We start from the raw sequence: 25634 nt of genomic DNA, 5'->3' as shown, positions 1-25634 counted from the left end.
GCGGCCTCGTCTCTCTCCTCAGCGCCGTCCCTGAAGCGGCGCAATGAGCAGCCCCCAAAGGAGCTCAGCCGCCCCTTCATGGGAAAGCTTCTGTGCCTGCCCCTGACCTATGCTGGACATGCCGAAGCTGCGGAAGAACAGCATCTGGTCGTCAGCATCGACCGACAGCGACTCGTTGTACGAGTTGTTCCCCCGATTTTCCCCTTGGGCATAGTAAATGCCGCTGCCGAAGTCTCCACCCTCGTACACGGTGCAGCGGGCGACCGCGTCACCGTTATGGTAAATGCTCGCGGTGAACCGGCCGTTGTCGATGCTGCGGAAGATGCCCTCAAAGCCGAAGTTTCGCTTGCCGAGCTCCGCCAGCGAATTCTCGAAATACAGGGCGATGTAGCGGAAGGCTTCCTCGGTGAACTGGTCCTTCTCGCGCTGGGTGAACGTCCTGGCAAGACGGAGGTTGCTTGACCTGGGTCCTTCTCCGGCATGCATGGGACCAGCGCGGTCAATTGTCTGCGAGGACGCCAGGTCACGCATGACAGGTGGCGCGGACGATGCTGTCGTTTGCACCTGGTCGCCAGCGATGCGCTCGGCAACGCGGCGGATTCCCCGGACGATGTCGAGATACGCTTCATCCCTGTCCGGCCACCTTGTCACCGGGCGAGCATCAGTCGGAAGCGCGAGAAGTTTGCCGAACGGCGCATGGGTCCAGTCACAAGGCCGGAGAATGATGGGGATCACGACGGCTTCGCCCGCGTCGTGCCTCGCCATCGCACGCTTGAGTTCGACGTCGAAGCAGTATGCCGAGTCAAGAAATGAGGGGCTGACCAGAAGCAGGATTATGTTGTCTTCATTGATGCGTTCATCAATGGCACGGTCGATGTTCTCGCCTGCTTCGATTCGGCGGTCGTGCCACGTGTCGATGATGCCTTCCCGCTTGAGCATCGCAAGATGAACCTCGAGCTCGTTGCGGAGCTGCTCATCGGCATGGGAGTACGAGAAGAAAACAGAGGCCATCGGTGCGCTCCTGAACGTTGATGGACTGAGCGTAACCGGGGAGCCGCGCGAGGGAAAGACACGCGATGACGGCGTGCGTTCGGGGCGTGCACAAGCAGGCGATATTTTGGGACATATACCCTCACCTTGAGAGACGCATCCCTCGATGTGAGACCTGTTTACCATGGTTCCTGCCTCTCGGAAGGATTGTTGGCCCCGGTGTTTGGAGGACTTGTCACGGATCGTGACAATGCTGGCGTCACGGATTGTGATGCTCGTGTCCGCAGATTGGTGTACATGCCATGAAAAGACCGGGAACTTGTGCTCTTTGCTCATTGTTCGTCGCTGACGTGCCGTGTGGTGGCACCGATGGCATCAGCCTACGATGCCCACGGCGCTTCCTGCCGCTGAAACCAATGCATCAGCGGCCATGGTTTCGGGGAAGAACCTACAACGCCACGGTTATGGCACTCGGCATCGCGTACGGTGAAATGATTTCATCGATGGTCTGACCCGGGCGAGTACGGGGCGCGGACTTGCTTCGCAGAAGGACAGTGGGGCCTTGACAGCCCCCGTTCGGTCGTTACGGTGGGGATACATCCATGGAGCATTCCGTCATGACGACACCCTTTGAACATCCCGCAACTCCCGCTTTGCCAGCCTGCACCACCTCGCCTGCAACGTCCCCAAACCTCACCCGGACCCTGGCGTTCGCTGTTCTCAACCGGGACATCAACGGTGTCCTCAAGGCCCTTGCCCGGGGCGCGTCGATGGATGAGGAGAACGATGCCATTGAGGTCATCCACGATCGCATCTTCAGCGATCTGACGGCCGTTTCCCTTGCTGTTGTGATTGATGCTGCAACCGACAGCCTTTTGATGACCCCGCTCGTGCTCAACCACGGCGGCCGGATTGATCAGGTGGATTCAAAGGGCCGGGTGCTTCTCGATTTCGCCTGGAGCAGCGGTGTGCACGTACCTCCATCAGCACGGGGCGCCTGAACCTGTCGCGCGAGACGTTGACCCGCCAGTGGCCTCATGCGCTCGGCCCGACTACGGCGACGACCCGTTGCCGCCACTGATGGTGCCGGAAACCCTGTGGCGGACCGTGGTCAATCCCAAACTGATACGCGCGCTGGACAGAGCAGACTATTTCAGGTCCGCCGATCGGGAGCAGGGACCGAAGGACGCTACGTGTGCCGGCAGCGGCCCGCCGCCGCTCGTGGCCCGGTTCAGCGCGTGGCACTGCCTACACGATGCGCTCATCAAAAAGAATGCCGAGCGCGTATCAAAACTAATCGGGATGGGCGCCGCCGACACCGTTCCCCGGTACGACTACAGCCTTCTTGAGCTCGACGGCGAGTACGTCTATACGGGACTGACAGTGCTGGGACTTGCAGTGTTGATTGACAGCGGTGTCCCGCCGGTCGTCGCTGAAGACGTGGAATGGAAAGTGGGTGCCGGCAAGCCACGTCTGGCGTTGCTCTTTGAAGGCGCAGTCCCATTTATTGGGCCCCAGGACGTCTACGGCAACACCCTGTTGCACCTGGCACGGTCGCCACGGGTGCTCGACTGGTTGCTTCAGGTCGGCCTGGACCCGGACGTCACCAACGGCAATGACCAACGGCAATGACCAACGGCCCGTCGACGTCCTGCCGGAAGGGTTGCGTGTTGTCATTGAAAGGTTCTCGCTTATGAGGATGCTCCCAACTCCGCACGCGGCGGTGCATGCTGGAACGGTGCAACGGCGCCTCTGATGATTCCACTATGATGCAGGCGACTCAGGTAGACCGATATGGGAAACGGACGTGCATCGCAGTGGGGCGGGCCGAGCTCAAAACCTGGTTAGTTTGTATTGCATCCCAATGGAGTGTCCCGTCATGGAGACAAACACAAGGTCCTGTTTTGGCAACTCATCTTCCGGCTGCCCGGACGGCTGGAGGATGGGTTGCTATTGAGCATCGTCCGTCGCGACGCTCATGATGCGCGCATGGTCCTCGGCAAAGGAGCCAATCCACATCTGGAGTTCGAGCGGATTGATCTTCTGGCCGAGCGGTCGGTGCGGTGCGGGACAGCCATGACCCTGGCCACCCTCAGTGACTCACATCGCGGGATGTCCCCTGATGGTCAGGGTGCTCCTCGATACCGGGGCACGAGTAGATCAGGTGGATTCAAAAGGACGGGTTCTGCTCGACTTTGCGACAAACCCGGCGGTCATCGATTTTCTGGACAAAAAGGGCGCGCCGCCGGCGACCGGCCTTGATGCGTGAGGTGGATGCAGTGCCCAGGACGATTGCCGGGGTGATTGGTCCTGGGCAGGTGAGCTTCTTGGTATCGTGCCTGACCGAGGTGAGGTGTCCGTTCTCTCACTTCACCTTGGTACTCGCATAGAATCCACGTTGATGCGCGCTCCCCATTGGAGGACGTTGGATGGTTTCCTTGCTTGACCGTTACCACGGCTGTCTTGTCGGGCTTGCCTGTGGGGACGCCGTGGGAACCACGGTGGAGTTCTCGCCCCGAGGATCATTCTCCACGGTGACCGACATGGTCGGTGGCGGGGTTTTCGATTTGAAACCCGGCGAGTGGACGGACGACACATCAATGGCGTTGTGCCTCGCGCAGAGCTTTCTCTGCCAGCGGAGGCATGACCCTGCCGACCAGTTGCGACGCTACATCAACTGGCGCGATCACGGCTACATGAGTTCGAACGGCGAATGCTTCGATATCGGTTCAACGGTGTCGACGGCGCTGAATTTCCATGAGAAGTACGGCAATCTGGTTGCGGAGACATCGGATCCCATGATGGCTGGCAATGGCTCCATCATGCGGTTAGCTCCCGCTGTCCTGTGGAGTTTCCCTAATGTTGGGGACGCCGTGGATCTTGCCGCCGCCATCTCCCTGACGACGCATGCGGCACCGGAGGCTGTGGATGCTTGTCGCGTGCTCGCAGTGGTCCTCGCCAATGCGTTGCAAGGCAAGGCGCCGACCGGTTTGCTCGAAGGTGCCTCCGCAGTCGCCCGGGAGCCGAAGCTCCAGGCGTTGGCTGCACGGCGCATCACCGACCTCGAGGTTTCAGCCGTCCGAGGAAGCGGCTATTCGGTCGAGTCACTGGAAGCCGCGCTTTGGTGTGTGATGACCACCAACAACTTCCGGGATGCTGTGCTCGCGGCCGCAAACCTTGGCGATGACGCGGACACGACGGCGGCTATCGCCGGTCAGGTTGCGGGTGCGGTCTATGGCATCGATGGTATTCCTGGAGCATGGAAGGCCACCTTGGCCCATGCGGCGATGATTGGAGACATCGCTACGCGTCTACATGCAGAGCGGCCGCACGATGTGCGTGACCAGGAAGGTGAAGCCGGCTAATCGTTGGTAAGGAGGTCTGAAGCGCATCTGGTGCGCGCCATTCTTTCCCGAGGGAATTTGGCCTAAGTATCGGAAGATGCGAACGCTCAACATCGCGATCAAGCGGAATGTGCCGGGATGCTAACTCGTCATGTCCGGGCAACCGGCTTATCATAGCTTGCGACTGTCTTCGCAAAGATTATTCTTCAAATCATAAGCCTCCACGTGACAGGCTCTGGCAACCAACAGCATGACCAGTGCAACAATGAGATCGGCACGGCGCCGCCAGAGCGCTATCGGTTGCCTAGATATGGTGACCTTGTTGGTCTTGAAGAGCTCGTGGTCTCGTAATTCTTTTACGCAGCAGCGCTCTGTCGTTACCTTCCTTTGGAAAAGGGACATGTCGACGGAGGCGAGGAGTGCCTGCTCGAAGGCGAGGGTGCGATGAGAACGACTTCGCTCTTAGGCTGAACGTGGCAGTCAGACGTGGATTTTCCCGACTGGTCAAAGTCGGCTGATGCGACATTAGCCGCCGTGGTCGATGACGCAGTGCACTGCGAACTGCACGTTTTCGGCCAATTATACAGATTGCCGCGCAAAGTCCTTCTCCAACGGCTAAAGTTGACGGATCACAGGCCGTTATAGGGTCCAGACTGCTGTGCGGAAAGGGATCTTTCGTTAATGATTAGCACGCCCTACGGGCCTTTTGACGGAACGAGCTGGGAGTTGTTGTGCCAGCAGGTTTTCAAGCGCCGGTATCCCGGCTACCAGCCCATTCCGGCTTCCCCCGGGGACTTTGGCATCGAAGGCTTCACCAAGCCTGACGGTTGTGCCTTCCAGTGCTACTGTCCCGACAAGCACTACACGCAGGCGGAGCTCCACGAGCACCTGCGTGACAAGCTCACGCGTGACATCGCCAAGCTTAAGAAAAATGCGGCGCACCTGCCCACGTACCTTGGCACCACCAAAATCCGCCGGTGGATTTTTGTCATTCCCGAATTTGGCCATCACAACCTCGTGGCGCATGCGCAGGTCAAGGAAGCCGAGTTGCGCGGCTGGAAGCTCGGATTCGTCGACGAACTTGTGACGGTTGAAGTCCACGACGGACAATTTTACGGGCAGGAGATTTTCCAGATTCTCCAGGAAGGCGGTGGTCGTCCCGCTCTCGATGGCCTCCCCGTGGTCCTCGCACCGCTTGGCGATGACCTGAGCATTTACGAGGCCAACATCCTTCGCAAGACGCAAGTTCGGTTGCAAGACCGTCCCAATGCAGGTGCAGCGCAAGGCCGGCTCTACGCGTGGACTTTGAAGACTTTCCTCGAGTGCGATGACCACTTCCGGCGCATCGAAGAGGGCATGCCGTCGGTTCACCAGAGGCTGGTCCGGCACGTCAACGAGTTTGAAATCCGAATGGCGGAGACATGCATCTTGTTTACCGGCACAGCGGAGGAGATGACATCGATGCTGACGCAAGACCTGGAGAGCAGGCTGGTTCGTGACATGTCTGACGTTCTCGATGGCCCAGAGCTCTCCGCCATCACCCGGCGCATCGTCGCCCGCTGGCTTGCCATCTGCTCACTTGATTATGTCTGACGCTGCCCACCTCTCTTTCAACCGCCGCCCGGCACCGGTTCTTGCTGACCACCGCCCCCTGTACAAGATGGCCCAGGTCGTTCTCGTATTGTCGCTTGCCTCCCGGGGCGGCAAGTCGGGACTGCCCCGGCTGCATCTGTTCAACTGGTGTCTGAAAAACGCCGCCCGTGTCCGCGCCCTGTCGCAGGCGGTGACACTACGAAGGCTGACCATGGTGACCTGGGGATTCGACCCGGCCCTGGCTGTGGCACTGCGTTTTCTGTTTGCCGAGGGGTTGGTGATTGACGAGGGCACGAAGGTATCACTGTCGGCCGATGGCGTGGCGTTTGCTGCTGCGATCATGGAAGACAAGGCGTTGCTTGCCCCTGAAAAACGCGACCTTGCCCTCATCGGCAAGGGTGTTACGGAAGCCATGGTGGACGCCATCGCAAAGGAATGGAGAAGGGCATGAGGTTCAAGGCAATCCGCCTGGTCGTCGACACCGCCAGGGGGCCACACGGGTACGAGTTCGCGTTCGGACCCATGTTGACCATCGTCCGGGCGAACAACTCGACCGGCAAGAGCACGTTTTTCCACACCCTGCTCTATGCGCTTGGCATGGAGGAGCTGGCCGGTGCGCGGGGCACGCGCGCGTTGCAGTCGGCTGTTCGTGAGTATTTCCTCGACGGCGAAGACAAGGTCGCGGTCGAGAGCTCGACCGTGATGCTCGAAATCGAAAACAAGGCCGGACGCGTTGTGACCCTGCGCCGCACCATCGTGTCGGGCTCGAGGTCGGAAAAGCTCGTCGAAGTGTTTGAGGGCGCGTGCCTGACGGGCCCGGCTGCGCCCGGTGAGCCGATACCGTATTACCTGCACGACGCGGGCAGCGCCCAGTACGCTGCCGGGTTCTTCCGGTTCCTGGAGCTGTTTCTACAGCTAGAGCTGCCCCAGGTGGCCAAGGCGACGGGCGGGGAAACCAAGCTTTACCTGCAGGATGTCTTTGCAGCACACGCTGTCGAGCAAAAACGTGGCTGGACCGATTACATCGGTAACGCGCCGTTCTTTGGCATCCGCGATGTGCGAACCCGCGTGGCCGAATACGTGCTTGGGCTCGATGTGTTCGAAACGGCGGTCAAGCGTTCGCGGCTTGAGCAGGCGGCGCAGGTCATCGAGCGCGAATGGGATTCAGAAGTGCGAACCTTGCGCCAGGAGGCCGCCGAACTCGGAGCTGTCCCCCGTGACCTGTCGTCCCGCGCGGTGCACCCGTTTGATGCTTCGGCGGTCTCGGTCGTCAAGCAGGTCGACTTGGGCGTGGTGACGTCCGACGAGTACCTGTCGCAGCTCAAGGGCGAGTATCTGGCATTGATGGCCGAAGCCGAACAGCAGGTCGCGCCGGCGAGCGAGGCCCTTTTGAAGGAATTGGCCGACACGGAAGCCGAAGCGCAGCGCCTGGTGCTTTTGCAAGAACGTGGTGCGCTGTCGACCCGCAACCAGTTGGGCGCCATCGAGGACTACCGCCGGCTGGTGGCCGAGCTCGATACCGACATCGAAAAAAACGAATCGGCCCATAAGCTTCGCGTCCTCGGCGCCCAGTTCGAGCTGGATGTGGCCTCCGGCATCTGTCCGACCTGCCACCAGGACATCGCTGACACCTTGTTGCTGGAATCGGTGTCAGGCCAGCAGATGGGCATTGAAGCGAACATCAGCTATCTCAAGGCCCAGCGCGGGATGCTTGAGCGGCAAATCGAGGGCCTGACCCTTGAGCACGACAAGGGTCAAACCCTGCTTGCCGGTATCGAACGTGAACTGGTCATCGTCCGTGGGAGGCTAACGGCGCTCCGGTCGGATCTCGGTGCCGGCAGCCTGCAGGCCAAGTCACATCTTCGGCGACTCGTTGCTACCGAATTCGAACTGGGGAGGGTGCAGCGCTTCGAAGAGCGGTTCGAAGCGCACCTGGACGTGTTCAATACCTTGGCTGAGCGGTTTGCGGCGAACCGGCAGCTGCTCTCGAAGCTGCCCAAGGAACACCTCTCCGGGCGGGATCTGCAAACCATCGACATCTTCTCGAAGTTCTTCCGGGGGAATGCGGGGTCTTTTGACTACAAAAGCGTCCAGCCGTCAGAAATCAATGTCAGCACGCAGACCTTGATGCCTACCCTCGACGATCTCGAGCTCCGCCAAATCAACGCGCGGACCAATTCGAGTGCCAGCGACTTCGTTCGCCTCATCTGGGCGTATCTCATTGCGTTATACCAGACCTCGGAATTCAAGGGTGTTGACGGCCACCATCTCGGCTGCCTGCTTCTTGACGAACCTGCGCAGCACTCGATGAGCGAGCTGAGCCTGCGGGCGCTCTTCCAGGCCCTCTCTGGACAAAAGGGCCTGCAGAGCATCGTGGCGGCCTCTTTCGAGGACCAGGAAACGAACTTCCGCTTTGTCACCGAAAACGTGGTCCACACGCTGGTGACCTGGGAAGGCAAGCTCATCCGGCCGCTCACGACACGATCGTTACTTGATGGGTGACATTGAAGCCGTGTGTGTTGCCCGGCGGCCGCTACAACAGACAGCCCATGGCCCAACGGGCGATTCATCGTTCGAGCGGCTGAGCGTGGACAGGGCCTGGGCGGGTGCCAGACCGGTGTCAGGTGCTTCGGATGGCGGGGAGTGGGCTTTCCCCGAACGCGGTGAACAATGCAGGAAAGCGGCCGTTCGACACCGTTCCCAAGGACGTCCGGGCAGTCATTGAGCGGTTCGTGCTTGAGCGCGCTGTGCGGGGTGCGGATGAGAGGGGAAATGAAGATGGCACCCCTGCGCGGAAACGCCTTTGACCGAAAGCCACGGCGGCCGCGTCGTCCCAGCTCATACAGTTTAGGTGCCTCGCGCGCATTCGTGGAGGAGAGTGCACTCGCGGTTCGGCGCCTAAGGGCGAATCTGCCCTTGAGTGCTGACGGTCATCCACTTACCCTTGGACGCATTTGCGGGAGGATGGGATGGACGCACCGAAACTTTTCATCTCCTACAGCTGGTCCTCCCCGGACCATGAGGCCTGGGTCATCAAGCTTGCCTCCGACCTTGTCGCCGAAGGCATTGATGTCATCCTCGACAAATGGGCACTGAAGGAGGGCCAAGACGCCAATGCGTTCATGGAACGCATGGTCAATGACCCTTCAGTCCACAAGGTCGCCATTATCTCCGACGAGACCTACGCAAAAAAGCGGATGGCCGCAGTGGCGGCGTCGGGACCGAGACGCAGATCATCTCGGCCGAGGTCTATGGGGCCGTTGAGCAGACTAAGTTTGTCGTCGTCCTGCCTTCGCTCGATGAGGCGGGCATGAGCTTGCCCCGGTTTAATGGACACTCAAGTTATGGGATAGCAGCTTCGGTCGCCGCAGGCGATCGATAGCCGTTGGTCGAGTGTAAGCGCTGCCGGTTATAAAACACTTCGATGTATTCAAAAACCACGTGGCGTGCCTCCTCGATCGAGGCGTAGCGGCGTGGGGCTGCGATCTCGCACTTCAACGTACTGAAGAAGCTCTCAGCCACCGCGTTGTCCCAACACTCGCCGCGCCGGCTCATGCTTACCCGCATACCCAGTCGAGCGAGTTCGGCCTGATAGGCCGCGCTCGTGTACTGACTGCCCTGGTCGGAGTGATGGAGCACTCCCTGCGCCGAACCGCGCTGGCCTACGGCCATGCGCAAAGCCTGCAAGGGCAAGTCGGTATGCATAGTCGCAGCCGTTGCGTGGCCAATCACTCGCCGGGCGTACAGATCGATCACGACGGCCAGATACATTGGACCCTGTTGCGTGGCGAACTGTGTCATGTCCGTTACCCAGACCTGATCAGGCGCGGCCGTGGTGAAGCATCGATCAACATGGTTATCGGCCACCGCGGACACCGTGGCGGCCCGTCGTGATGCCTTGCTTGTACGCCAGCTGCGCCCGACGAGACCGCCCTGGCGCATCAAGCGGGCGGTCGCATGGCGCCCCAGGCTCAGCCCCTGCTCACGAGCCAGATGCCATAGCCGGGGACTGCCGTAAAGCCCTCGGCTGCGCTCATGCAACTGCTTCAGCTGCGCCAGGTGCTGGCGGTCACGAAGCACGCGGGGGCTCGGATGCTTTTGGCGATGCCGCCAGGCATAGAAGCTGTTGCGACCCACCTCGAGCAGCCGGCAGAGGACCACGATGGAGTACGACGCGCTCTCCGCTTCGATAAACCGGCATCTCAGCTCGATTCCTTGGCGAAGAACGCCGTCGCTTTTTTTAGGATGTCACGCTCCATCCGCAGGATCTCGTTCTCGCGTCGAAGCTGCTGTATCTCGGCCTGCTCGGCCGTCAGCGGAACGGCGGGGGGCGATCGCGAAGGCGCTCCAGAACCGGCTTGAACCTTCTCGATCCAGCGCCTGAAGACACTCTCGACCAGATCCAGGTCACGGCATACCCGAGACACCGGCTGACCTCGCTCAAGGACCAGGGCAACCGCGCCGGCCTTGAAATCAGGTGTGAACTGACGACGAATTCTTTTTGACATGGGACACCTCTGAACGAACCTTACGGCTCACGATGGGTGTCCATCAAATCCGGGCAAGCTCAGCAAGCCCTTTGTACCGACCTTCGCGCGTTCGCGCATCTACATCGACCTCAGTTCCAGCGAGCGCATGGCGGAGAACCTCGAGCAACTCGTGCGCTGGGTGTATGACAAACCCCTTCATGTCCGGCCGCCTCTGGGCAAGCGGCCAGCCTACCTCGATGGGGATACGGGCCCCCAGCTCGGTTCCCGCACCGTGTTTCGTCGTGCGACCGAGGCCATGCGCACGGGCCGCGAAGGGGGAGGCGGCGCCTTGGACGATGCACTCGGCCAGCTTGCCGAAGCACTCCCACAATTTGCGCTGACAAAGCCGGTGGAAGGGCCAGTGGATGACGCGATTGTCGCCACCATCGAGCGCATGGCAGGCGTGCGTGCCGAGTTCGAGGAGCTGGTCAAGGTTGCCTGCCGGTTTTCGCCGACAGAGGAGAGTGGCACCCGCCTCCACCGCTTTTTTGAGCGCATCTTGCCGCTTTATGAGGCCCAATCGGGGTCAGGCTCTTACGGCAACAATGACTTCGACGCGTACCGCTTCCTTGGCTGGGAGCTGTTCCTCGCTGCCGTTGCCATTGCCCTGAAGTCCGGTGCGTTTGCGATCGCCCGCGAGCTCTTTGTGCGCCCGTACTACAACGCCTCGGTGAGTTACCGGGGCGGCACACCGATGCAAGGGGCACCGGCCTTCAACCGCGAGGTCGATTCCCTCGAATCCCGCAACCGCCGCTTGGATCTCAAGAAGGTGTCCCTGCAGGCTGAGATTGCAAAGTTGCGGACCGATGCATTGGGCCATGCCTTCGTCGACCTCATCCAGGCTGATCTGTTGCTCTTCCTGCGAAGCCAGGTGGTCCCCACGGGATACCACGCCGTCTGGTATCCGATGACCCTGGTCTATGCAAACCAGCACGGTCCGCTGGAGACCTTTGCCCGCTGTATCTCGCGCCAGCATCTCTCCCGCATTCTCGAGCTCATCGGAGGGCCGGAGGATGCCGTGCGCAGTGTCATCACGGAAAGCCAGCAGGGCAGTGGGTACGGATTCGGACGGCCGAAAATCCCGGTCCTTGCCGCCGTTGCTGATTGGGGAAAGATGCCCTAGCGGTGGCTGGCTCGTAGCTGGTTTTTGCCAGCCTTGCTGGACGGCATAGCGTGCGGGCGCGGCAGCGGGATTACACCCGTCTTCCATTGACCGATCGCCAGTCGGGAGCAGGCCCTTGACAGACCGTGGTTCCTCGCCACGATGGTTGTCCCGCCTCGGTCAGGTCCGTGCAGCACAATCCCGACGTTTCCCAACCCCCCGGCAGCGATGCCGATGCATGCCTTGCGGGGGTGGTCGCGGCAATGCAGTCCAGCTTATTTCCTTCTCCGGGATTTCGGCTTGCGCCGCGTCTGGAACGCGCGCTCCTGCGCAACACGCCAGTCCGGCCAGTTCTCCTTTGGCCCGGGTGAAAATCGCGACCGGACGCCTTGGCGGGCTTGGGCCGTATCAGGGAACAGCTCCACCAGCCGGTCGACTTCTTCTTGGAGGATTGCGGTACAGTTTTCCATCGCCATAGTCATGTAACCCCGGTCGGTGTCGTTCTCGACCCCGGTGCCCCGGCCGTCCGGTTCCATCCGGTAAAAAGACATCGTCAGGATATGGGTATGCTGGGAGAGCACATCGAACCAGGCGTTGAAGGCCTTAGGGGCGCCCCCGGTCTCCTTGACGAGCGCATCGCGGTTGGAGATGTGCAGGTACTTGCCATTGAGGCACTGTTTGCGCACGGCTTCGGGCAGCGCAAGGAACCATGCATTGCCGGCAAGGCGGTTTTGGAGTTCGGTTTTCTGTCCTTCGAACCCTTTGACCGACGCCTCTTCGCCTAGGTTTGCAAACAGGCTGATGCGCCGCGCGCAGTCGCACAGGTGCATCACATTAAGCTTCGCCGACCACTCCTCCTGGCTCTCTGGCGTGGCCGAAAGGTAGGTAAACGTAAGATGACCCTCAAGAAGCGCCCGGGCGTGCCCGGCGACGGCCCCGAAATCCCAATGCGGGTCATTTGAGCGCACCCAGCGTGAATGGGGCAGGGCGCGAATCATCGATGTGGCATGCGCGCACACCCGTGTAAAAAAGATGGCGGCATAGCCGGCATGGGGCTCCGCCTGCCGCACGCCGATGGCCTGACTCACCGCACACGCTTCACACACAGCCGCGTCAAATGCGGCCAGCGCCGCGCGGTAATCCGGCCCGTGATTAGGGGCGGTGACGGGAGACGCGTTGTCAGTCATGGGAACCTCACAAGGAAGACGATGATGCGAGATATGACTTGGGCGAAGGGACAGGTTGCCGCGCACCGCTAGCATCGAGGGTGATTGTGGCGAGGATGACGAGACATCCCAGAGCTCGGCTTTTGCTCACCAGTTTTCTTTCACCGTTGGTCGCTGATGCCATACCGGATGCCTCCTGACTGGTCGGATGAGTTATCGACTTTAGTCCATCTTTGGCGCGCTTGGGCCGCAACACAGCACCGCCTCCTGCGGAAGGCCCGGTGTCTCGAACTCATCCGCGAACGCCTGACCGATGCACCGTTTGAGGAGCGACAGGAGGTCGCCCGCTGAATCCGGCTCGAGGGCATGCCTTTTGAGCTCTCGGGCACGGAGGTCTTGGAGGTCGACGAAACCCGCTGGCCATGGTCGTCAATCCGCCGGGTCGATGGGCAAATGGAGGGCATGGGGTGGCCGTGGTCGACCATTCCTGAGTCCCGGGCCGAGGGGCTTTCTGTGCAGCAGCCACACGGATGGGCGGACGAGGCGGTGGTGCTGCACTGGTTCGACATGCGGTACGACGCCTCGTACTTCCAGGCTGTGGCAGTGGTTCTGGAAGACACCCTGGCGAGAGCGAGGACAGGGGCGCCGATGATGGCGGTGATGAGGGCGGCAAGGGCACCCGCCACGGGACGCACGGAGCGGGAGGGGCGGCCATCGAGGCGGCAGGTGAGCACGCTGGGACCGGGCGGAGCACGGGCGGCACGGGTAATCCACCCGTCCTCCATTGACCGAGTGTCAGGCGGAAGCGGGGCCTTGACAGACCGGGGTTCCTCGCCAGGATGGTTTTCCCGCCCCGGTCATTTCCGTGCAACTCAATTCCGACGTTCGTCCACCCTCCGGCAGCGATGCCGATGCACGCCCTGCAGATTCGGTCGCGCCAATACAGTCGTCCGGGCCGCCTAACGCGTGTGTACGTCACCGTCCCCCGGCCAGGGTCATCGTGTGCCCGCTGCCCGGACCGGTGGGCCGTGAGAAAGCGAGGCGGCGCGGCCCTGGCCAGTGCGCGACCCAACCTGACGAGGCCGCCATGAAGGCATATTTCGCGGATTTCACATACATCGCGCTCAGACGGGGGGACGAGAAAGACGAATTTCACGGCCATGTTCCGTACTGGGTTATCGGGCTCGCCGACCGGTCGAAGTGGTCGACGTGGTATGGGGGCACACTTGAAGAGATTTGGTCGGCCTGGCAGCGCCACGCGGCACGACACTTGTCCCGGGACCGTGTACACCGGGCAGTTCGCGCCCTTGCCATCTTCGGAACGCCGTCGCAGCGCAACGAGGCACCCGTTTGGTCATCCCGGGCCTACGATGGAATTGTCGCGCATAGGCTGCCAGGCGATGCGACGTTGCCCGAGATAGGCGTCGAAGACTTGCCCGGGGACTGGGCGCGGCGCGTCCGGTGGCTGGAGAACGAAAAGCACGACGCCTGGGAGAGGCCGCAGGACCGCCTCGCCTGTTTCTTTGCAGCGCATCGGCTCAATGAGCAGCGTCGCGCCCTTGACCGTGCAGTACCTGACGTAGGTTCGGCCGCCATAGGCGAACGTCATCGCCTCTAGCATGCTACAAAGCACGACCGATGATTCAGGGATGGGCCATGCTCGAGGAACTGCGAAAAAAGCTCTTGGGCTGCTATGCAGTTGAGTGGGGCGCTGACCACAGACGCGCCGGCCCCCCCGCACCGGTTGAGGCCACCTTCCGCCACGTGCTCAATCAGCTCACCGGCATTGGCATGCTCGCCTCCTGCGACGAGGAGACCATCACCGCAGCGCTCCTCGGTGGCTTCTCGGCAGCATTCCCGCTTTGCACCGCAATTTTTTCGGGAGGGCAATCGTCCGAGAGCAAGATCGACGCTTCAACAACGTGCGCGTGGGGGCAATACAGCAAGAGCAGAACCGGCGAGGCCCGGGACAATGAGGCGGACAGGGGAGCGGATTTTACGCTTGTCATGGCGACAGGCCCGGACTGTGCACGCGTTGCCTTGTTCCAGGCCAAGCGCGTCGTCGCTGGCAAGCCGAATTCTGCGCAGCGACGCGGCACGGTGCGGCCTGAACCGTTTGCGCGTCAGCTCGACGAGGCATCGGTGACTGCCTCGGTCGTGGTGCCCGATAACACTTACACCATCGACCTTGACCAGCAGCGTGCTGGGCGACTTTCGCAGTTGGAGGTCCTCAGGCGAACCGGTCAGCGTCTGCGGCGGGCGGAGTCGCTGGAGGAGGCCAGGGACCCGAAGAAACTGGCCCACTTTCTTCAGCAACTGGCCGTTGCCGACCGTGGTCCGCTTTTCCCGCCGCGACGACGCGCTGGCGAAACGGACGAGGCCTTTGAGAACCGTCGTACAAGCACGCAAAAGTCGTACGACAATGCTACCCAGGCCGCGCAACGGACTCTCGCGCTTGACGAGAAGAATTGGGCAACAATGGATTCGACGCCACCCATCGCAGGACTGTCTTTCGTCCACTATCTCGCCTATTTGCGCAGCATGCCCGCCGCCCCGACTGAGGCGGAGGAGAATGCGCTCCCCATTGACGGGGCCTCTGATGCCAGGATGCCGGGTGCACGGTTCACAGGGACCATTTGCGTGGCGCTGTCGCAACTCGACAACTTCTTCGTCCGTGCAGAGGCCGGTGGCGATAAGCGTCTGGACCTCGCCGAGATTGAGTGCATTCCGTTTGAAGACGTCATCCTCGAAGCATTCGGTCCACAAGCGCATCCTGAGGGCTGGATAACGCTGTCGACGTCAACCATCCGAGGACTTCTCCCGACGCTCCTCAACTTCGGAAGAGTTTTTGTCGGCACCGACAAGGGGGGCGATGGCTTGCTCCTGGTTCGGGAAGCGGATGCCCACATTGGGGTTGGCAGCGATGCGGCAGGAACGGTCGCAAATGCCGTCTTGTCAGGTATGCACCAGCCAACAGGCGGCAACGTCCCTACTATCTGACGTCAGGCCAATTGCCCGTCTGCGCCCGCTTTGCAACATAGGGACATTCCATGCTCTTTCGCCGGTTTGATCGCACCGACGCCACCACGAAGCGTTACAGGGAAACCCAGTTAGAATTCCTGGACCGGTCCGCCGATCTTGCCGTGGGCGCGGTGCGTGCATTGCTCGAAAATGCCTTCGATGCCTATATCGAATCGGAAAAATTCGAGATATCGCAGCGGCTCAAATCCCGACGTGCCCACGCGTTCAAGTCTGCCTGTTTCGAGCTCCTTCTCTACGGCATGCTGGTGCGGCAGGGCTACACGCTCGTTGCACATCCCGACCCTGCCAACGGCACCGATAAACGTCCGGATTTCCTGGTCACTCCGCCTGACGGTGAGCCGTTCTTTCTCGAGGCCATCGTCGTCAACGAAGGACGGGACATCGACGGCGGTGCCGAGGCCATGAAGGAGGACGTCCTCGATGCGCTCGACCGTGCACCGCACCCGGCTTTTTATCTCGACATTGAGCAAGGTGGCCAGCCGGCCACGCAGCCATCAGCGCGGGCACTCATCCGTGACGTGCATGCATGGATCAACGGACTCGATGCTGGTGCAGTCGTCCGCGAGATTGCCATCCATGGGCATGGTGCCTATCCACGGCATGCATGGCACCATCAGGGTTGGACGCTGGCCTTCGGCGCCATTCCAAAAAACAACAACCGGGGAGAACTGGACCGCCTCATCGGCTTGCTCTCCATCGGTGGGGGTGCGGTCGACCTGAAAACGCCCATCCGCGAAGCCATCCGTAACAAAGGGCGCAGGTATGGAACCTTGCCCCATCCGTTGGTGGTGGCCATCAGCGTGACCGCCTTCCATCTGCGGGACCTCGACGAGACTGATGCCCTGTTCGGGTCGGAGGGGATGGCCATTGATGCTGACCGAAACGCACGGCTGGTGAGGGCACCGGATGGTGCCTGGCATGACGGGCGAGAGCCTCGCTCGGCCCGGGTCAGCGCCGCATGGCTGTTCAACGACCTCGATTTCTACAGTCTACCGGTGCGTCGCCAGACGCTCTACCTCAACCCCTGGGCGTCGGCCCCACTGCAAAACCCGCCCGAATGGTTGCCGTTGGTCTGTGTCGAAGAAGAACGGTTCGTGCGCACGGAGGGAATGACGCCGGGGCAAGCCTTTGGCCTCCCGGGGTCGATCAACCGCTGACAGTCAGGGCGACCGGCCCTCCCGCACGTTGGAGCGGGGGACGTTCTGACCAGATCCGAGCGCGGCCATGCGCTACCCTAGACAGGAAAGGGGTAGCCGTCGCCAGGACGCGGCGCCGGTGTGGCCACATCACCAAGGAGCGAGCATGGCGGGCAACGGCAGCAAGGACAAAACGGCCGCCCACCGGCCGGCGGGTGGCCGGGCAACAGAGGCGGGAATGGCGTTTCAGGCGGCGGTCGGGACATGGCTCGCTGCCCATCTCCTTGCAAAGGTCCCGGTCGGAGGGCGCTTTGGCACCGACAACGAGGTGGTCTCCGTGTCCATCCGCCTGGAAACCGGGGAGGGGCTCGATGATATCGAGGTGGTCCAGTCCAACGGTGGCATCCTGTCTATCCAGAGTAAGACGAACGCGAACCTGGGGAGCGGCCCGAAGGCTCCGCTGACCAAGACGGTCGGCCAGCTGGCGCGCTGGATTGCGGAAGCCAAGAAAGCAGGGCCACTGCCCGACCCGACGCACAACGCGGCGATTTTCGCGGTCTCCGATAAGGCCGCTTCTACGCTCAATGATCTCGAATCGGGCTGTCGCGCCATGGACATGGGCGGGTCGTTCCGCCTGGTTTCCCTGCAGCGAAACCAAGCGGAACGAGCCGCACTTTCCGTGTTCGAGACGCTGGCAACACCTGCCTGGACGGCGCACACCGGAGCGGCGCCCTCGGACGCCGACCTGACAAGTCTCGCCCGTCTTTTCCGCGTGCGGCGCTTTGCCATGAACGAAGGCGAGGTTGATTGGCGGGAAGCATCCCAGCTCATTGGCAGGCGCCTTTACGGGGACGAGACCAAGGGCGACTCACCGCTTCGCGACTTGCTCGACATCGTGCGCAAACTCATTGGGAGCGGTGCCCCGGCTGACCGAACGGGCTTGATCCGAGAGCTTCGTCGGCGGGGCCACACGGACATTGGCTCACCCCGCTTCGATGCTGACGTCTCAAAACTTCTTAAAGCGACTCGCACCGAGCTCACACGGCTTGCTGCTCACGCGTGCCTGCCCCTCAATGGCGGCCTCCCGGTCAGGCGGGCCGCCGACAACGTCCTCATCGGCGCCATCCGGGCCGGGTCACTGCTGGTCATCGGTGAGCCAGGGTGCGGAAAAACCGGCGCACTTTGGCATGCGGCGAGCGAGTTGGCGCAATCGGGCGCCTCGGTGGTGTTCCTCTCGGTCGACCGGTATCCCGGTGTCGCCCTGTCGGGTGACCTCGCCTCGGAACTTGAGCTCGAACACCCGCTCTTCGACGTGCTTGCCGCATGGCCGGGCGTTGGTCCGAAAATCCTCTTCATCGACGCCCTCGATGCGGCCCGTGGCGGGCCACCGGAAGCCGTGTTTGGCACGCTCATAGACAGGGTCATTGGTCAGACGTGCAACGAGTGGGCCGTGGTTGCCTCGATTCGCACGTTCGACCTGAAAAACGGCCACCGTTTTCGCGAGGCTTTCCCCGGCGCACCGGTGGAGCCGGCCCATGCGGAGCTTGGCCTTGAACGTGTGCGCCACTTCCGCGTGCCAACGTTCTCCGACAGTGACCTCGACGCTGTCGGTGCGCTCGCGCCGACGCTTGGCGCGCTGCTGGGTGCGACGTCGCCCAAGGTCAAGGCTCTGTTGCGCAATGCCTTTAACCTCTCCTTGGCAGCAGGCCTCGTTGGGGAAGGCATGACGCCGGACGCCTTTGCCGGCGTCCGGTCGCAGTCGGGACTCATCGACCTATATGAGAACGCCCGCCTAAAGACGATGGCACTGAAGCGTGCGGTCGGTGCTGCCGCTGCAACAATGGTCAAGCGTCATCGCCTCACCGTCAGGAAGGTTGACGTGGACCACGACAGCCTCGATGACGTCATCGCGTCAGGCGTCCTGGTGGGCGACGGCGACCTCGTCTCTTTCGCGCACCACGTGCTGTTTGACCATGCGGTGGGCCGCTATTACCTTGACTGGACGGACGGAGGAGCGCTGCTTGTCCAACTCCAGGGCGAAACGTCTGTGGCGCTGAGGCTCGCTCCCGCCGTGACCTTTGCGGTCGACCGGATGTGGCGCATGGACGAAAATGGCCCGGCAGCCGTCTGGAACATGCTGCTTGCAGCCTTCTCCTCAACGACGGTCGACGCCGTTGCATCCAATGTCGCCATCCGGGTTGCGGTGGAGTCGGTGTCATCGGAGTCCGACATTCTGGCACTCCGTGGCATTCTTGACCGGCAGCCCCATTCAAGCCATCTACCGCTCTTTTTCCAGAGGCTCGCAGGGTGTGTGGGCGTCGACGTCTCCGGCAAGATTGCCGGGGACAAGGCCTGCGTGTGGGCCTCTCTGGCCCACACGCTCATGGTCAACGGGGCGCCGATGGTCGAGCCCGCACGGCATCTGCTCTTCAGCCTCTTCGAGCGCGCTCCCGTCGACGAGCCGGTCTTGCGCGCCGTGTTCGCAACAGCGGCGCGAACACTCCTTGCGCTTGCATGGTCGGAAGAGCCTGTGCGCCGCAATCTGGTGTCCGTGGCCATTCGCTTCGTCGGACGGAGCGCCGAGGCTGACCCTGAAGCCGCTGTTGCACTCCTCGACCGGGTTCTCCGTGAACCGCATTTTTCCAGATTCGCCGACGCGGAGGCGGGGTGGCTTGCGGAACAGATTGTTCCCGTCACGAGAGCGTCCCCCGCCTTCACCCTTGAGGTCTACACCGTGCTCTTCGGGCACCGGATCCTAGATGACTCGTCGTCGTGGATTGGCGGACAGCAAAGCCGCATCCTGCCCCTGTCGTCCAACCGAAAGCAGGACTACGGGCTCGTGCTGTGGCAGCTGGGAAGCGCGCTTGCAAAGGTTCTCACCATATCGCCGACGTCCGGAACCCGGGCGGTCATCGCAGCCCAACTCGGGAAGGCCATAACGAGCGGATTGTCCATCACCCCGACGACCATCCGGATGGATGACAACGGAACGGTACTTGAGCTGCGGGGGCGTTCATATCCTGCCTTCCAGCTCCGGAACGGCGGAGCGCGGCATGCCCACGACGACGACCCTCTCCACCAGTACAGCCTTTTCCTCAAGGGGTGCACCGTCGAGGCATTTGCCGCAAGCGTTGCAGCGGCCTCGGTGGACTATGCGACCCCAGGAGTGTGGGAGCGGATTTTCACGGTTGCAGTGACACGCGTGGACGTCGCGGACCTCGTCTGGCCCTTTGCACTGCGCTGCGACTTCTTCAGCCTCGACGAGACAGCGTTTGCAGCAGCCCGCTTTGTCGCAGCGACGTGGTTGACGCGCGGTGTCGGCGACCGGCGTGCGTTCGAGGAGAACGTTCTTCTGGCGACGCCGGGGTCGGGCGTCCATGAAGCGGCACGATGGGCGAGTGTGCAGGCCGCGATTCTCTCTTGCATCGGCGTTGAGACACTGCAGACGGCGTCGCGGGCCGTGCGAGATGACCTCGCTGTGCGCGGACTCCTTGCGAATGGGGCACCGGGTGGTCGGCACGAGGATCCGGCGGATGAAGGGTCGGACCCCAGGCGCATGATGCTTGTCCGCTTGAGCATCGACAGGGATGAGGGTGACAATGCCGCCGTTCACGCCGCATCCGAGGCCCTCTCTGCACGATTGACGGAATCCGCTGGCGATGACGGACAGATCGACCTCGCGTCCCTCTGGCTTTCGGCCCATGCGCTTGCTGACCAGGCGTCGACATTGGACGTCCACGACGAAGTGCGCAACATCGCATTCTCGGCTGTGTTTGATGTGGTCGAGCGCATGACCGGCAGCGATGGCTACAATCCCGGTGTTGATGGGCTGCCGAGCCTGACCGACTTGCTGGGGCTGATGGACCGCATCGCGCCGCCCCCCTCCCAAACGCCCGGGCCTTCCGGAGAGAGGCCGTGACGTTCATGTGGACCAATCACGACTTTCGCGTCCGCGCCGCAGGGGCCACAGGCGACCTTGCGGCGCGTTTTACCGGTGCAGAGCCGGGCCTCATCGACCGCATGGAGGATTTTCTTGCTGACCCGTCGCCGGTGGTACGGGCGGTCGTCGCCAGCAGGCTGCCCGTGGCTTACGCGACGGGACCGGCAAGGATGTGGGCGATGGCGGATCGGCTCATTAGGCAGGAGGGCGACCCGCATGTGATCGCCTTGGTCGCTTCTTCGGCGCTTCGCGTCGCTGGCATCGACACGGATGCCTGCGTCGCGCTTCTCGCCCCTCTTGCCACGGGTCCGAGGACCCCTGACGGGGTGTCCGCTGAGTCACCGCTCGCCGACGTCCTCGGCAGCGGGGCAGCATCGCTATACATCGGGCAGGACAATGTCGTGGCCAAGGCCTGGGTCGCGACCTGGACTGCGGACCTGGCCTCCTATGGGAGCGAGTTGACTGCATTTGCCAACGCCCTCCGCGAACCGCTCTTTTGGCGTTACGGACCAGGTGCGGGTAAGGAGAGCGCCGATGGGTGCGACAGGGCGCAGGATGCCGCACGGCTCGTCCTGACCGCTGCTGTTGAGGCGTCGACGTCCGCGCACGAGAAGGTGGCGCGCTTGGCAGGTGCACCCGCCGCTCCGGAAACGGTCGCAATCTACCGGACGGCAGAGCGGCTCATCGGGTGCGTCGTCAATCAGCTTTACTTCGGCTCAGGCGCGTACGAAAAAACCGTGCATGAGCACCAGCAGCTTGCCGACCCGAAAGAGCGCGGCCGGTTCCTCCTTGACTACAAGACCGAACTTCACCTTGCGGCGCAGTCGCACGAGCCTAATACCCTGCATTACCTGCTGGAGCTCTACGCGTTCCTTATTCCCGGTGACCCCGTCGGCGTGTTCGAAGCCATCCATGGTTTGCTGACGGGCCGGGGCCGGGAGGAGGGGTATCACTTTGAGAGCTTGGGAGCAGCCGTTGTTGTACGCATCATCCGTCGTTACATCGCCGATTACCGCAGTATCTTCGACGACGGCCCAAGACAAGCGAGACTCGTGGAAGTTTTGCGCATCTTTGGCGAGACTGGATGGCCGGACGCGCTGGCGCTGCTCTACGAACTGCCTGACCTTCTACGCTGACCGGAAGTGTTACCCCCTTGCCACACAACGGGCTGCAGTATTGGCGCGAGGTTTCTTCAAAGGCTGTCGCCGACATGCAAGTTCGTGCAATAGGTTACGTTGCCGCGCTTAACAACTTCCGGGCACATGAAGGCTTGGGAAGAGGCCAGGTGCGGCATAGAAATTCGCTGGAAAGACGCTTAGTACGAGCACACGGTCGCCAACGGGTTCAAGCCAAACGGCGACGGAATCGACGAAATCATCAGCTTCGTCCGAGGCTGACATTGGACTGCGAGGTCCGGTTGGCCGCGTCGTTTGCTGGCTTCCAAGCGTCGAATGCCCCCCCCCTTGACGGCGGCCGGATTCCTGCTTGACTGGGGCAGTCTAGGACGGACGGATCAAGGAGAAGGCATGTGGTATGGATTCGACAGGCGGTTGTGTGATGCCGCATGGGACGGGGACGCGGAGACAATCCGCGCGCTTCTGGCAGACCCCGGAGTACGGCGTGCCGGTGACCCAGATACCGCACTTATGCATGCCGCCCATCGGGGCCATTTGGCGGTTGTGTGTCTGCTCCTCGGTCTGGGCAACCCGCTGGCGCGAAACTCCGAGGCACTCTGGCGCGCGGCCCGCCATCGCCGTGGAACGTGCATCGACGTCCTCGTACCCGTCTGCCGGCCTGAGGTGTGGGAGCGGTGGCAGTGGGACGATCTGCCGGCCGCATCCATATGCCGCATCGGTCGCTTGCTGGCGCGCCTTGGCCGGCCGGCCACGCCCGTGAGCAGGATGCCAGAAGGCGGGGCAGCGTGACCCCGATCAAATGGCTGCGTTGAATTCAAGTCTTGCTCTAGTCGGCCGCTACACGAATGGACTGCCGGACTCACGGAAGGTGTAATGAAAAGCCGGTGCTTATGGATGCGTGGCATCAGCGCGAATGTCGAAATCGCACTCACGGATTGCTTTGCCGCGTTGAACGGTCGCTGGTGAGATGGGACGAACCATGAGCCAGCACCGCAACATTGCAAACCCTTTGGAAGCAGGTGACCTTGTGCAAGGGCACGACGCACCTCGCGCGCGTGATGCGGGAGATATGCGGACTAGAGTTCGGGACCGTTGCCGACGGGGCGGCGTCATTCTCTCAGTCTGGCTTTTCGGCGATGTTGTCCGCCACCACATTGGTGGGCAGGACATCCCGGCGTTCCTGACAATGCTGGCGACTGTCACGCTCGCCAGTTTTGCCTTTATCGTCTATTGAGTGGTTCAACCAAGACTGGCCGAGTGGCAACCCGTCAGCGTTCTGCAAGGCAAACTTCAGCGAAAACCCCGAGCCTCGGCCTTAGTCCTGTGGGTGATTTCGGCAGATACCTCCGAAAACTCAGCAGCAAGTGTTCGGGGGTACGTGGCGGACTCGAGTTTTTCAGTGTCAGCCTCTCGCGCGGCAAACGCGGATCTCTGGTCGGGGTGAAGGCGACTTGAGGATGGGGCCTGTCTTGGAGGCCGCAAACAGGTTGTCCCCTCAGCCCGTCGGAGCAACAACGTCATGGAAAGCAAGCCTCGCGACACGTCCATTGGACATCGGAACTTCAACTGAGCAGCAATGTCCTTCCGGACCCAGTAAACGGCCACGGCCGTAACTGCGGTCATTTCTGTTCCGCTTCCTCGGCCCTGCGCACCCGGTTGTCGAGTGCCCGCTGTCGGCGCAGGTACGGCTCAAAAAAGCCAGGCTTTCGCGGTTTGAGCTGCACCTCGGCGAAAACCACTTTGCTGATGTCTTCGAGTCTGCGGGGAAGTTCGGCGACCTTGATGTAGTGGTTGCGAAGAACGGTCCCACCGGTGCTATGACCCGTCAGCTGCGCAATGCGCCCGTCCGGCACACCGGCGCGCTCTGCAACTGTGGCAAAGGTGTGGCGGAAGGAGTGAAACACTTTCGTCGTGTCATCAATGCCGCAGGTCTTCCGAAGGTAGGTGCGATTGAACCAGTCACCGATGGCATCGCCTGGCCCATTGACTCCCCACGTCAGGCCGGGAAAAAGATGCTCAAAACGGGCCGCGCGCACGTCTCCGACGTACGAGAGAAAACCCAGCCGGATGAGTTCGGGGTGCAGAGGGATAAACCGCCTCGACGCCTTGTTCTTCGTCTTTCGTCGGATATGGATGCCCCAGATTCCATCGATCTCCTCGACGTCTTCAACATGGAGCTGGGCGAGTTCGTTGAGCCTCGCGCCGGTGTAGAGCCCAAGGATGGGCGTCCAGTACTTGTGGGGCTGCGTGTTAAGGACGCGGTCTGGAGCAAAGATTTTCTGCAGGTCGGCGCTCGAGAATGGCTCGCGGCTGCGCGCCTCATCCTGCGATTTGTTCGTGACATTAAACCCGTTGCAGGGATTTGATGTGCCAATCCCGCGCTCAAGCCAGGTCCCGAAAAACAGCCGCAAGCGGTCGAGGTGCTTTTCCCGTGTGCGAGGCGCAAGGCCCAAAGAGCTCTCTCTCTTCGCTTTCGCGACAATATCGGCGGGACTCAAGCCCTTGTAGGCGGGCTTTTTCGACGCGTTCGCCGGCCAGACCCGCATTGCACTCATGAACCGGCCGATGTCGTCAGCCCCAACACTCTGGACCGGCTTGTCACCCCCGAGTGCGAGGAACAGGCGCAGGATGTGGCCCGTGTCCATCAGGTTTTTTTCCGAGCGGTTCTTGCCGGCCATCTCCTCAAGGAACAGCTCGATACGGGAAGACAGCAAGTTGTCGGGGTTTGGCTCGGGGGCAGGAGAGGGGGCGGTGACCTGCGGCGTGGCTGACGCGAGGCGGAGCGCTTCGAGCTCCAGGGCCAGCGCCCGGGCTTCGCTGTTTTCCCTCTCGGACCCGTCGGTGACGATGCGAACCCCTCCTGGGAGCTCAATCGTCAGGTCCACATGAGGACCCCGCGCGGCGGCGAGTGCCGTTTCCAGGAGATTTTTGTGCTCTGCCACAGCCGCGCCCCGCATCCGTTCATAGGCCTGGCCCAGAACATACCCGATTTGCGCCGCCCGTAGCCGCGCAGCATCCGCGCGCTGGCCCCTCAGACTGAGCACAATATAGCGGCGTCCAAGGGAAGGCTGCAGAAACGCAGGCACGAAAAAGCGGACATGAAGTCCGCTCGGTCGGTGCAGCATCAAAGGCTTTGGCACGTGATACCTCGCGTGATACCTGACGGGATCAGCCGAGGCGGGCCATTTTCCCCGATGGACTGGGGAGATGGACCAATTTGGTGGAGGTGGCGGGAGTCGAACCCGCGTCCGAAGGCGTTTAATCTCCAGATCTACATGCTTAGCTCACCGTTAAATCTCGTCCACCGACAGCACGGCGTGCTAAGCGCACCGGCGGACATATCTGATTGATCTAGCGTCAGACCCACAGATGGAGGGTCTTTCAGCGGTCTCATGATAGTGACCCTACACCGACGAGCATGAGCACAAGATCGGGTCGGGGGTTTGGCCTTTTTTAGGGGCCGGACAGCTTAGGCGGCGAGAGCCACCGAGTTGTCACCGTAGTAGTTGTCATTGGCAACTATATGTTTTGCGGCTGGTTTAACGAGGAAAGCTGCCCCCTCGGCATGCACCAGTAGATCGCACTACCCCCGTCGAAACCAGAACACCCCCGGGGAAAAACGTTGTGTGACTACATCCCACAGTATATGGGCGGGG

Annotated in this window: 20 protein-coding genes and 1 other RNA gene; 15 read left to right on the top strand and 6 right to left on the bottom strand. The window is 61.8% G+C overall.

The window, feature by feature from the left end:
- Nucleotides 1-18: 18 nt before the first annotated feature.
- A complete protein-coding gene (locus tag FA89_RS16080; RefSeq protein ID WP_036142147.1) occupies nucleotides 19-1011 on the bottom strand; it encodes a toll/interleukin-1 receptor domain-containing protein in 993 nt (330 codons plus the stop codon).
- Nucleotides 1012-1592: 581 nt separating this feature from the next.
- Between FA89_RS16080 and FA89_RS16075 the strand changes: the two genes are divergently transcribed.
- The 8 genes from FA89_RS16075 (at nucleotide 1593) to FA89_RS16045 (ending at nucleotide 9241) form a co-directional block, all read left to right on the top strand.
- Entirely contained in the window at nucleotides 1593-1991 is a 399-nt protein-coding gene (locus FA89_RS16075; RefSeq protein ID WP_185754420.1) for a hypothetical protein, read from the top strand.
- Between the two features lie 67 nt (nucleotides 1992-2058).
- Nucleotides 2059-2622 (top strand): hypothetical protein, encoded by a 564-nt coding sequence (locus tag FA89_RS16070; protein WP_221174327.1) that lies wholly within the window; start codon nucleotides 2059-2061, stop codon nucleotides 2620-2622.
- A gap of 490 nt (nucleotides 2623-3112) precedes the next feature.
- Nucleotides 3113-3259, top strand: a complete 147-nt coding sequence (locus FA89_RS20330) for a hypothetical protein (RefSeq protein ID WP_185754419.1) — start codon at nucleotides 3113-3115, stop codon at nucleotides 3257-3259.
- 160 nt (nucleotides 3260-3419) lie between these two features.
- Nucleotides 3420-4355, top strand: coding sequence for an ADP-ribosylglycohydrolase family protein (locus FA89_RS16065; protein WP_051938872.1), 936 nt, complete (start codon nucleotides 3420-3422; stop codon nucleotides 4353-4355).
- A gap of 660 nt (nucleotides 4356-5015) precedes the next feature.
- Nucleotides 5016-5927: a hypothetical protein gene (locus tag FA89_RS16060; RefSeq protein ID WP_036142142.1), complete on the top strand. Its 912-nt coding sequence runs from the start codon at nucleotides 5016-5018 to the stop codon at nucleotides 5925-5927.
- Between the two features lie 67 nt (nucleotides 5928-5994).
- A complete protein-coding gene (locus FA89_RS16055) occupies nucleotides 5995-6378 on the top strand; it encodes a hypothetical protein (protein WP_221174326.1) in 384 nt (127 codons plus the stop codon).
- The gene (locus FA89_RS16050) at nucleotides 6375-8429 is read left to right on the top strand and encodes a hypothetical protein (RefSeq protein WP_185754418.1); all 2055 of its coding nucleotides are present in this window, start codon (nucleotides 6375-6377) and stop codon (nucleotides 8427-8429) included. Before FA89_RS16055 ends, FA89_RS16050 begins: the two co-directional genes overlap by 4 nt.
- A gap of 467 nt (nucleotides 8430-8896) precedes the next feature.
- Nucleotides 8897-9241: an SEFIR domain-containing protein gene (locus FA89_RS16045; protein WP_036142135.1), complete on the top strand. Its 345-nt coding sequence runs from the start codon at nucleotides 8897-8899 to the stop codon at nucleotides 9239-9241.
- A 28-nt stretch (nucleotides 9242-9269) separates the two neighbouring features.
- On the opposite strand, the gene FA89_RS16040 is transcribed toward FA89_RS16045, so the two are convergent.
- Together FA89_RS16040 and FA89_RS16035 are read right to left on the bottom strand one after the other, a co-directional pair.
- Nucleotides 9270-10118: an IS3 family transposase gene (locus tag FA89_RS16040; protein ID WP_240003941.1), complete on the bottom strand. Its 849-nt coding sequence runs from the start codon at nucleotides 10116-10118 to the stop codon at nucleotides 9270-9272.
- Between the two features lie 11 nt (nucleotides 10119-10129).
- Entirely contained in the window at nucleotides 10130-10435 is a 306-nt protein-coding gene (locus tag FA89_RS16035) for a transposase (protein ID WP_036137204.1), read from the bottom strand.
- A 127-nt stretch (nucleotides 10436-10562) separates the two neighbouring features.
- Here FA89_RS16035 and FA89_RS16030 point away from each other — a divergent pair, with 127 nt between their 5' ends.
- Nucleotides 10563-11579, top strand: a complete 1017-nt coding sequence (locus FA89_RS16030; RefSeq protein WP_036142133.1) for a hypothetical protein — start codon at nucleotides 10563-10565, stop codon at nucleotides 11577-11579.
- A gap of 254 nt (nucleotides 11580-11833) precedes the next feature.
- On the opposite strand, the gene FA89_RS16025 is transcribed toward FA89_RS16030, so the two are convergent.
- Nucleotides 11834-12745, bottom strand: a complete 912-nt coding sequence (locus FA89_RS16025; protein ID WP_051938870.1) for a hypothetical protein — start codon at nucleotides 12743-12745, stop codon at nucleotides 11834-11836.
- A gap of 1635 nt (nucleotides 12746-14380) precedes the next feature.
- On the opposite strand from FA89_RS16025, the gene FA89_RS16015 reads away from it, so the two are divergent.
- From FA89_RS16015 to FA89_RS20325, 6 genes are all read left to right on the top strand, one after another.
- Nucleotides 14381-15724, top strand: a complete 1344-nt coding sequence (locus FA89_RS16015) for a hypothetical protein (protein ID WP_036142126.1) — start codon at nucleotides 14381-14383, stop codon at nucleotides 15722-15724.
- Nucleotides 15725-15774: 50 nt separating this feature from the next.
- Nucleotides 15775-16923, top strand: a complete 1149-nt coding sequence (locus tag FA89_RS16010) for a hypothetical protein (RefSeq protein ID WP_036142122.1) — start codon at nucleotides 15775-15777, stop codon at nucleotides 16921-16923.
- A 145-nt stretch (nucleotides 16924-17068) separates the two neighbouring features.
- Nucleotides 17069-20821 (top strand): ATP-binding protein, encoded by a 3753-nt coding sequence (locus FA89_RS16005; protein ID WP_036142120.1) that lies wholly within the window; start codon nucleotides 17069-17071, stop codon nucleotides 20819-20821.
- Complete coding sequence (locus tag FA89_RS16000; RefSeq protein ID WP_036142118.1) at nucleotides 20818-21978, top strand: hypothetical protein; 1161 nt, start codon at nucleotides 20818-20820, stop codon at nucleotides 21976-21978. The genes FA89_RS16005 and FA89_RS16000 overlap by 4 nt, the downstream gene beginning before the upstream one ends.
- Nucleotides 21979-22293: 315 nt before the next feature.
- On the top strand, nucleotides 22294-22767 hold the full coding sequence (locus tag FA89_RS20975; protein WP_081916681.1) for an ankyrin repeat domain-containing protein: 474 nt from the start codon (nucleotides 22294-22296) through the stop codon (nucleotides 22765-22767).
- 190 nt (nucleotides 22768-22957) lie between these two features.
- Nucleotides 22958-23212 carry a hypothetical protein gene (locus FA89_RS20325; RefSeq protein ID WP_185754417.1) on the top strand — a complete coding sequence of 85 codons (255 nt, stop codon included), beginning with the start codon at nucleotides 22958-22960 and terminating at the stop codon, nucleotides 23210-23212.
- A 385-nt stretch (nucleotides 23213-23597) separates the two neighbouring features.
- Here FA89_RS20325 and FA89_RS15990 read toward each other — a convergent pair whose 3' ends face one another.
- Together FA89_RS15990 and ssrA are read right to left on the bottom strand one after the other, a co-directional pair.
- Nucleotides 23598-25118, bottom strand: a complete 1521-nt coding sequence (locus tag FA89_RS15990) for a site-specific integrase (protein ID WP_221174325.1) — start codon at nucleotides 25116-25118, stop codon at nucleotides 23598-23600.
- Nucleotides 25119-25196: 78 nt separating this feature from the next.
- Nucleotides 25197-25589, bottom strand: a transfer-messenger RNA (tmRNA) gene (ssrA, locus tag FA89_RS19890).
- Nucleotides 25590-25634: the final 45 nt, after the last annotated feature.

Origin of the sequence: Luteibacter sp. 9135 (assembly GCF_000745005.1) — a bacterium.
Taxonomy (GTDB): Bacteria; Pseudomonadota; Gammaproteobacteria; order Xanthomonadales; family Rhodanobacteraceae; genus Luteibacter.
The sequence above is the reverse complement of the archived record's forward strand: the minus strand, read 5'-3'. Positions and strand labels throughout refer to the sequence as shown.

Coding starts and splice junctions, on each gene's coding strand:
- FA89_RS16080 (WP_036142147.1), bottom strand. CDS start 1,011: ATGGCCTCTGTTTTCTTCTCGTACTCCCATGCCGATGAGCAGCTCCGC.
- FA89_RS16075 (WP_185754420.1), top strand. CDS start 1,593: ATGGAGCATTCCGTCATGACGACACCCTTTGAACATCCCGCAACTCCC.
- FA89_RS20330 (WP_185754419.1), top strand. CDS start 3,113: ATGGTCAGGGTGCTCCTCGATACCGGGGCACGAGTAGATCAGGTGGAT.
- FA89_RS16065 (WP_051938872.1), top strand. CDS start 3,420: ATGGTTTCCTTGCTTGACCGTTACCACGGCTGTCTTGTCGGGCTTGCC.
- FA89_RS16060 (WP_036142142.1), top strand. CDS start 5,016: ATGATTAGCACGCCCTACGGGCCTTTTGACGGAACGAGCTGGGAGTTG.
- FA89_RS16055 (WP_221174326.1), top strand. CDS start 5,995: ATGGCCCAGGTCGTTCTCGTATTGTCGCTTGCCTCCCGGGGCGGCAAG.
- FA89_RS16050 (WP_185754418.1), top strand. CDS start 6,375: ATGAGGTTCAAGGCAATCCGCCTGGTCGTCGACACCGCCAGGGGGCCA.
- FA89_RS16045 (WP_036142135.1), top strand. CDS start 8,897: ATGGACGCACCGAAACTTTTCATCTCCTACAGCTGGTCCTCCCCGGAC.
- FA89_RS16035 (WP_036137204.1), bottom strand. CDS start 10,435: ATGTCAAAAAGAATTCGTCGTCAGTTCACACCTGATTTCAAGGCCGGC.
- FA89_RS16030 (WP_036142133.1), top strand. CDS start 10,563: ATGGCGGAGAACCTCGAGCAACTCGTGCGCTGGGTGTATGACAAACCC.
- FA89_RS16025 (WP_051938870.1), bottom strand. CDS start 12,745: ATGACTGACAACGCGTCTCCCGTCACCGCCCCTAATCACGGGCCGGAT.
- FA89_RS16015 (WP_036142126.1), top strand. CDS start 14,381: ATGCTCGAGGAACTGCGAAAAAAGCTCTTGGGCTGCTATGCAGTTGAG.
- FA89_RS16010 (WP_036142122.1), top strand. CDS start 15,775: ATGCTCTTTCGCCGGTTTGATCGCACCGACGCCACCACGAAGCGTTAC.
- FA89_RS16005 (WP_036142120.1), top strand. CDS start 17,069: ATGGCGGGCAACGGCAGCAAGGACAAAACGGCCGCCCACCGGCCGGCG.
- FA89_RS20975 (WP_081916681.1), top strand. CDS start 22,294: ATGCCCCCCCCCTTGACGGCGGCCGGATTCCTGCTTGACTGGGGCAGT.
- FA89_RS20325 (WP_185754417.1), top strand. CDS start 22,958: ATGAGCCAGCACCGCAACATTGCAAACCCTTTGGAAGCAGGTGACCTT.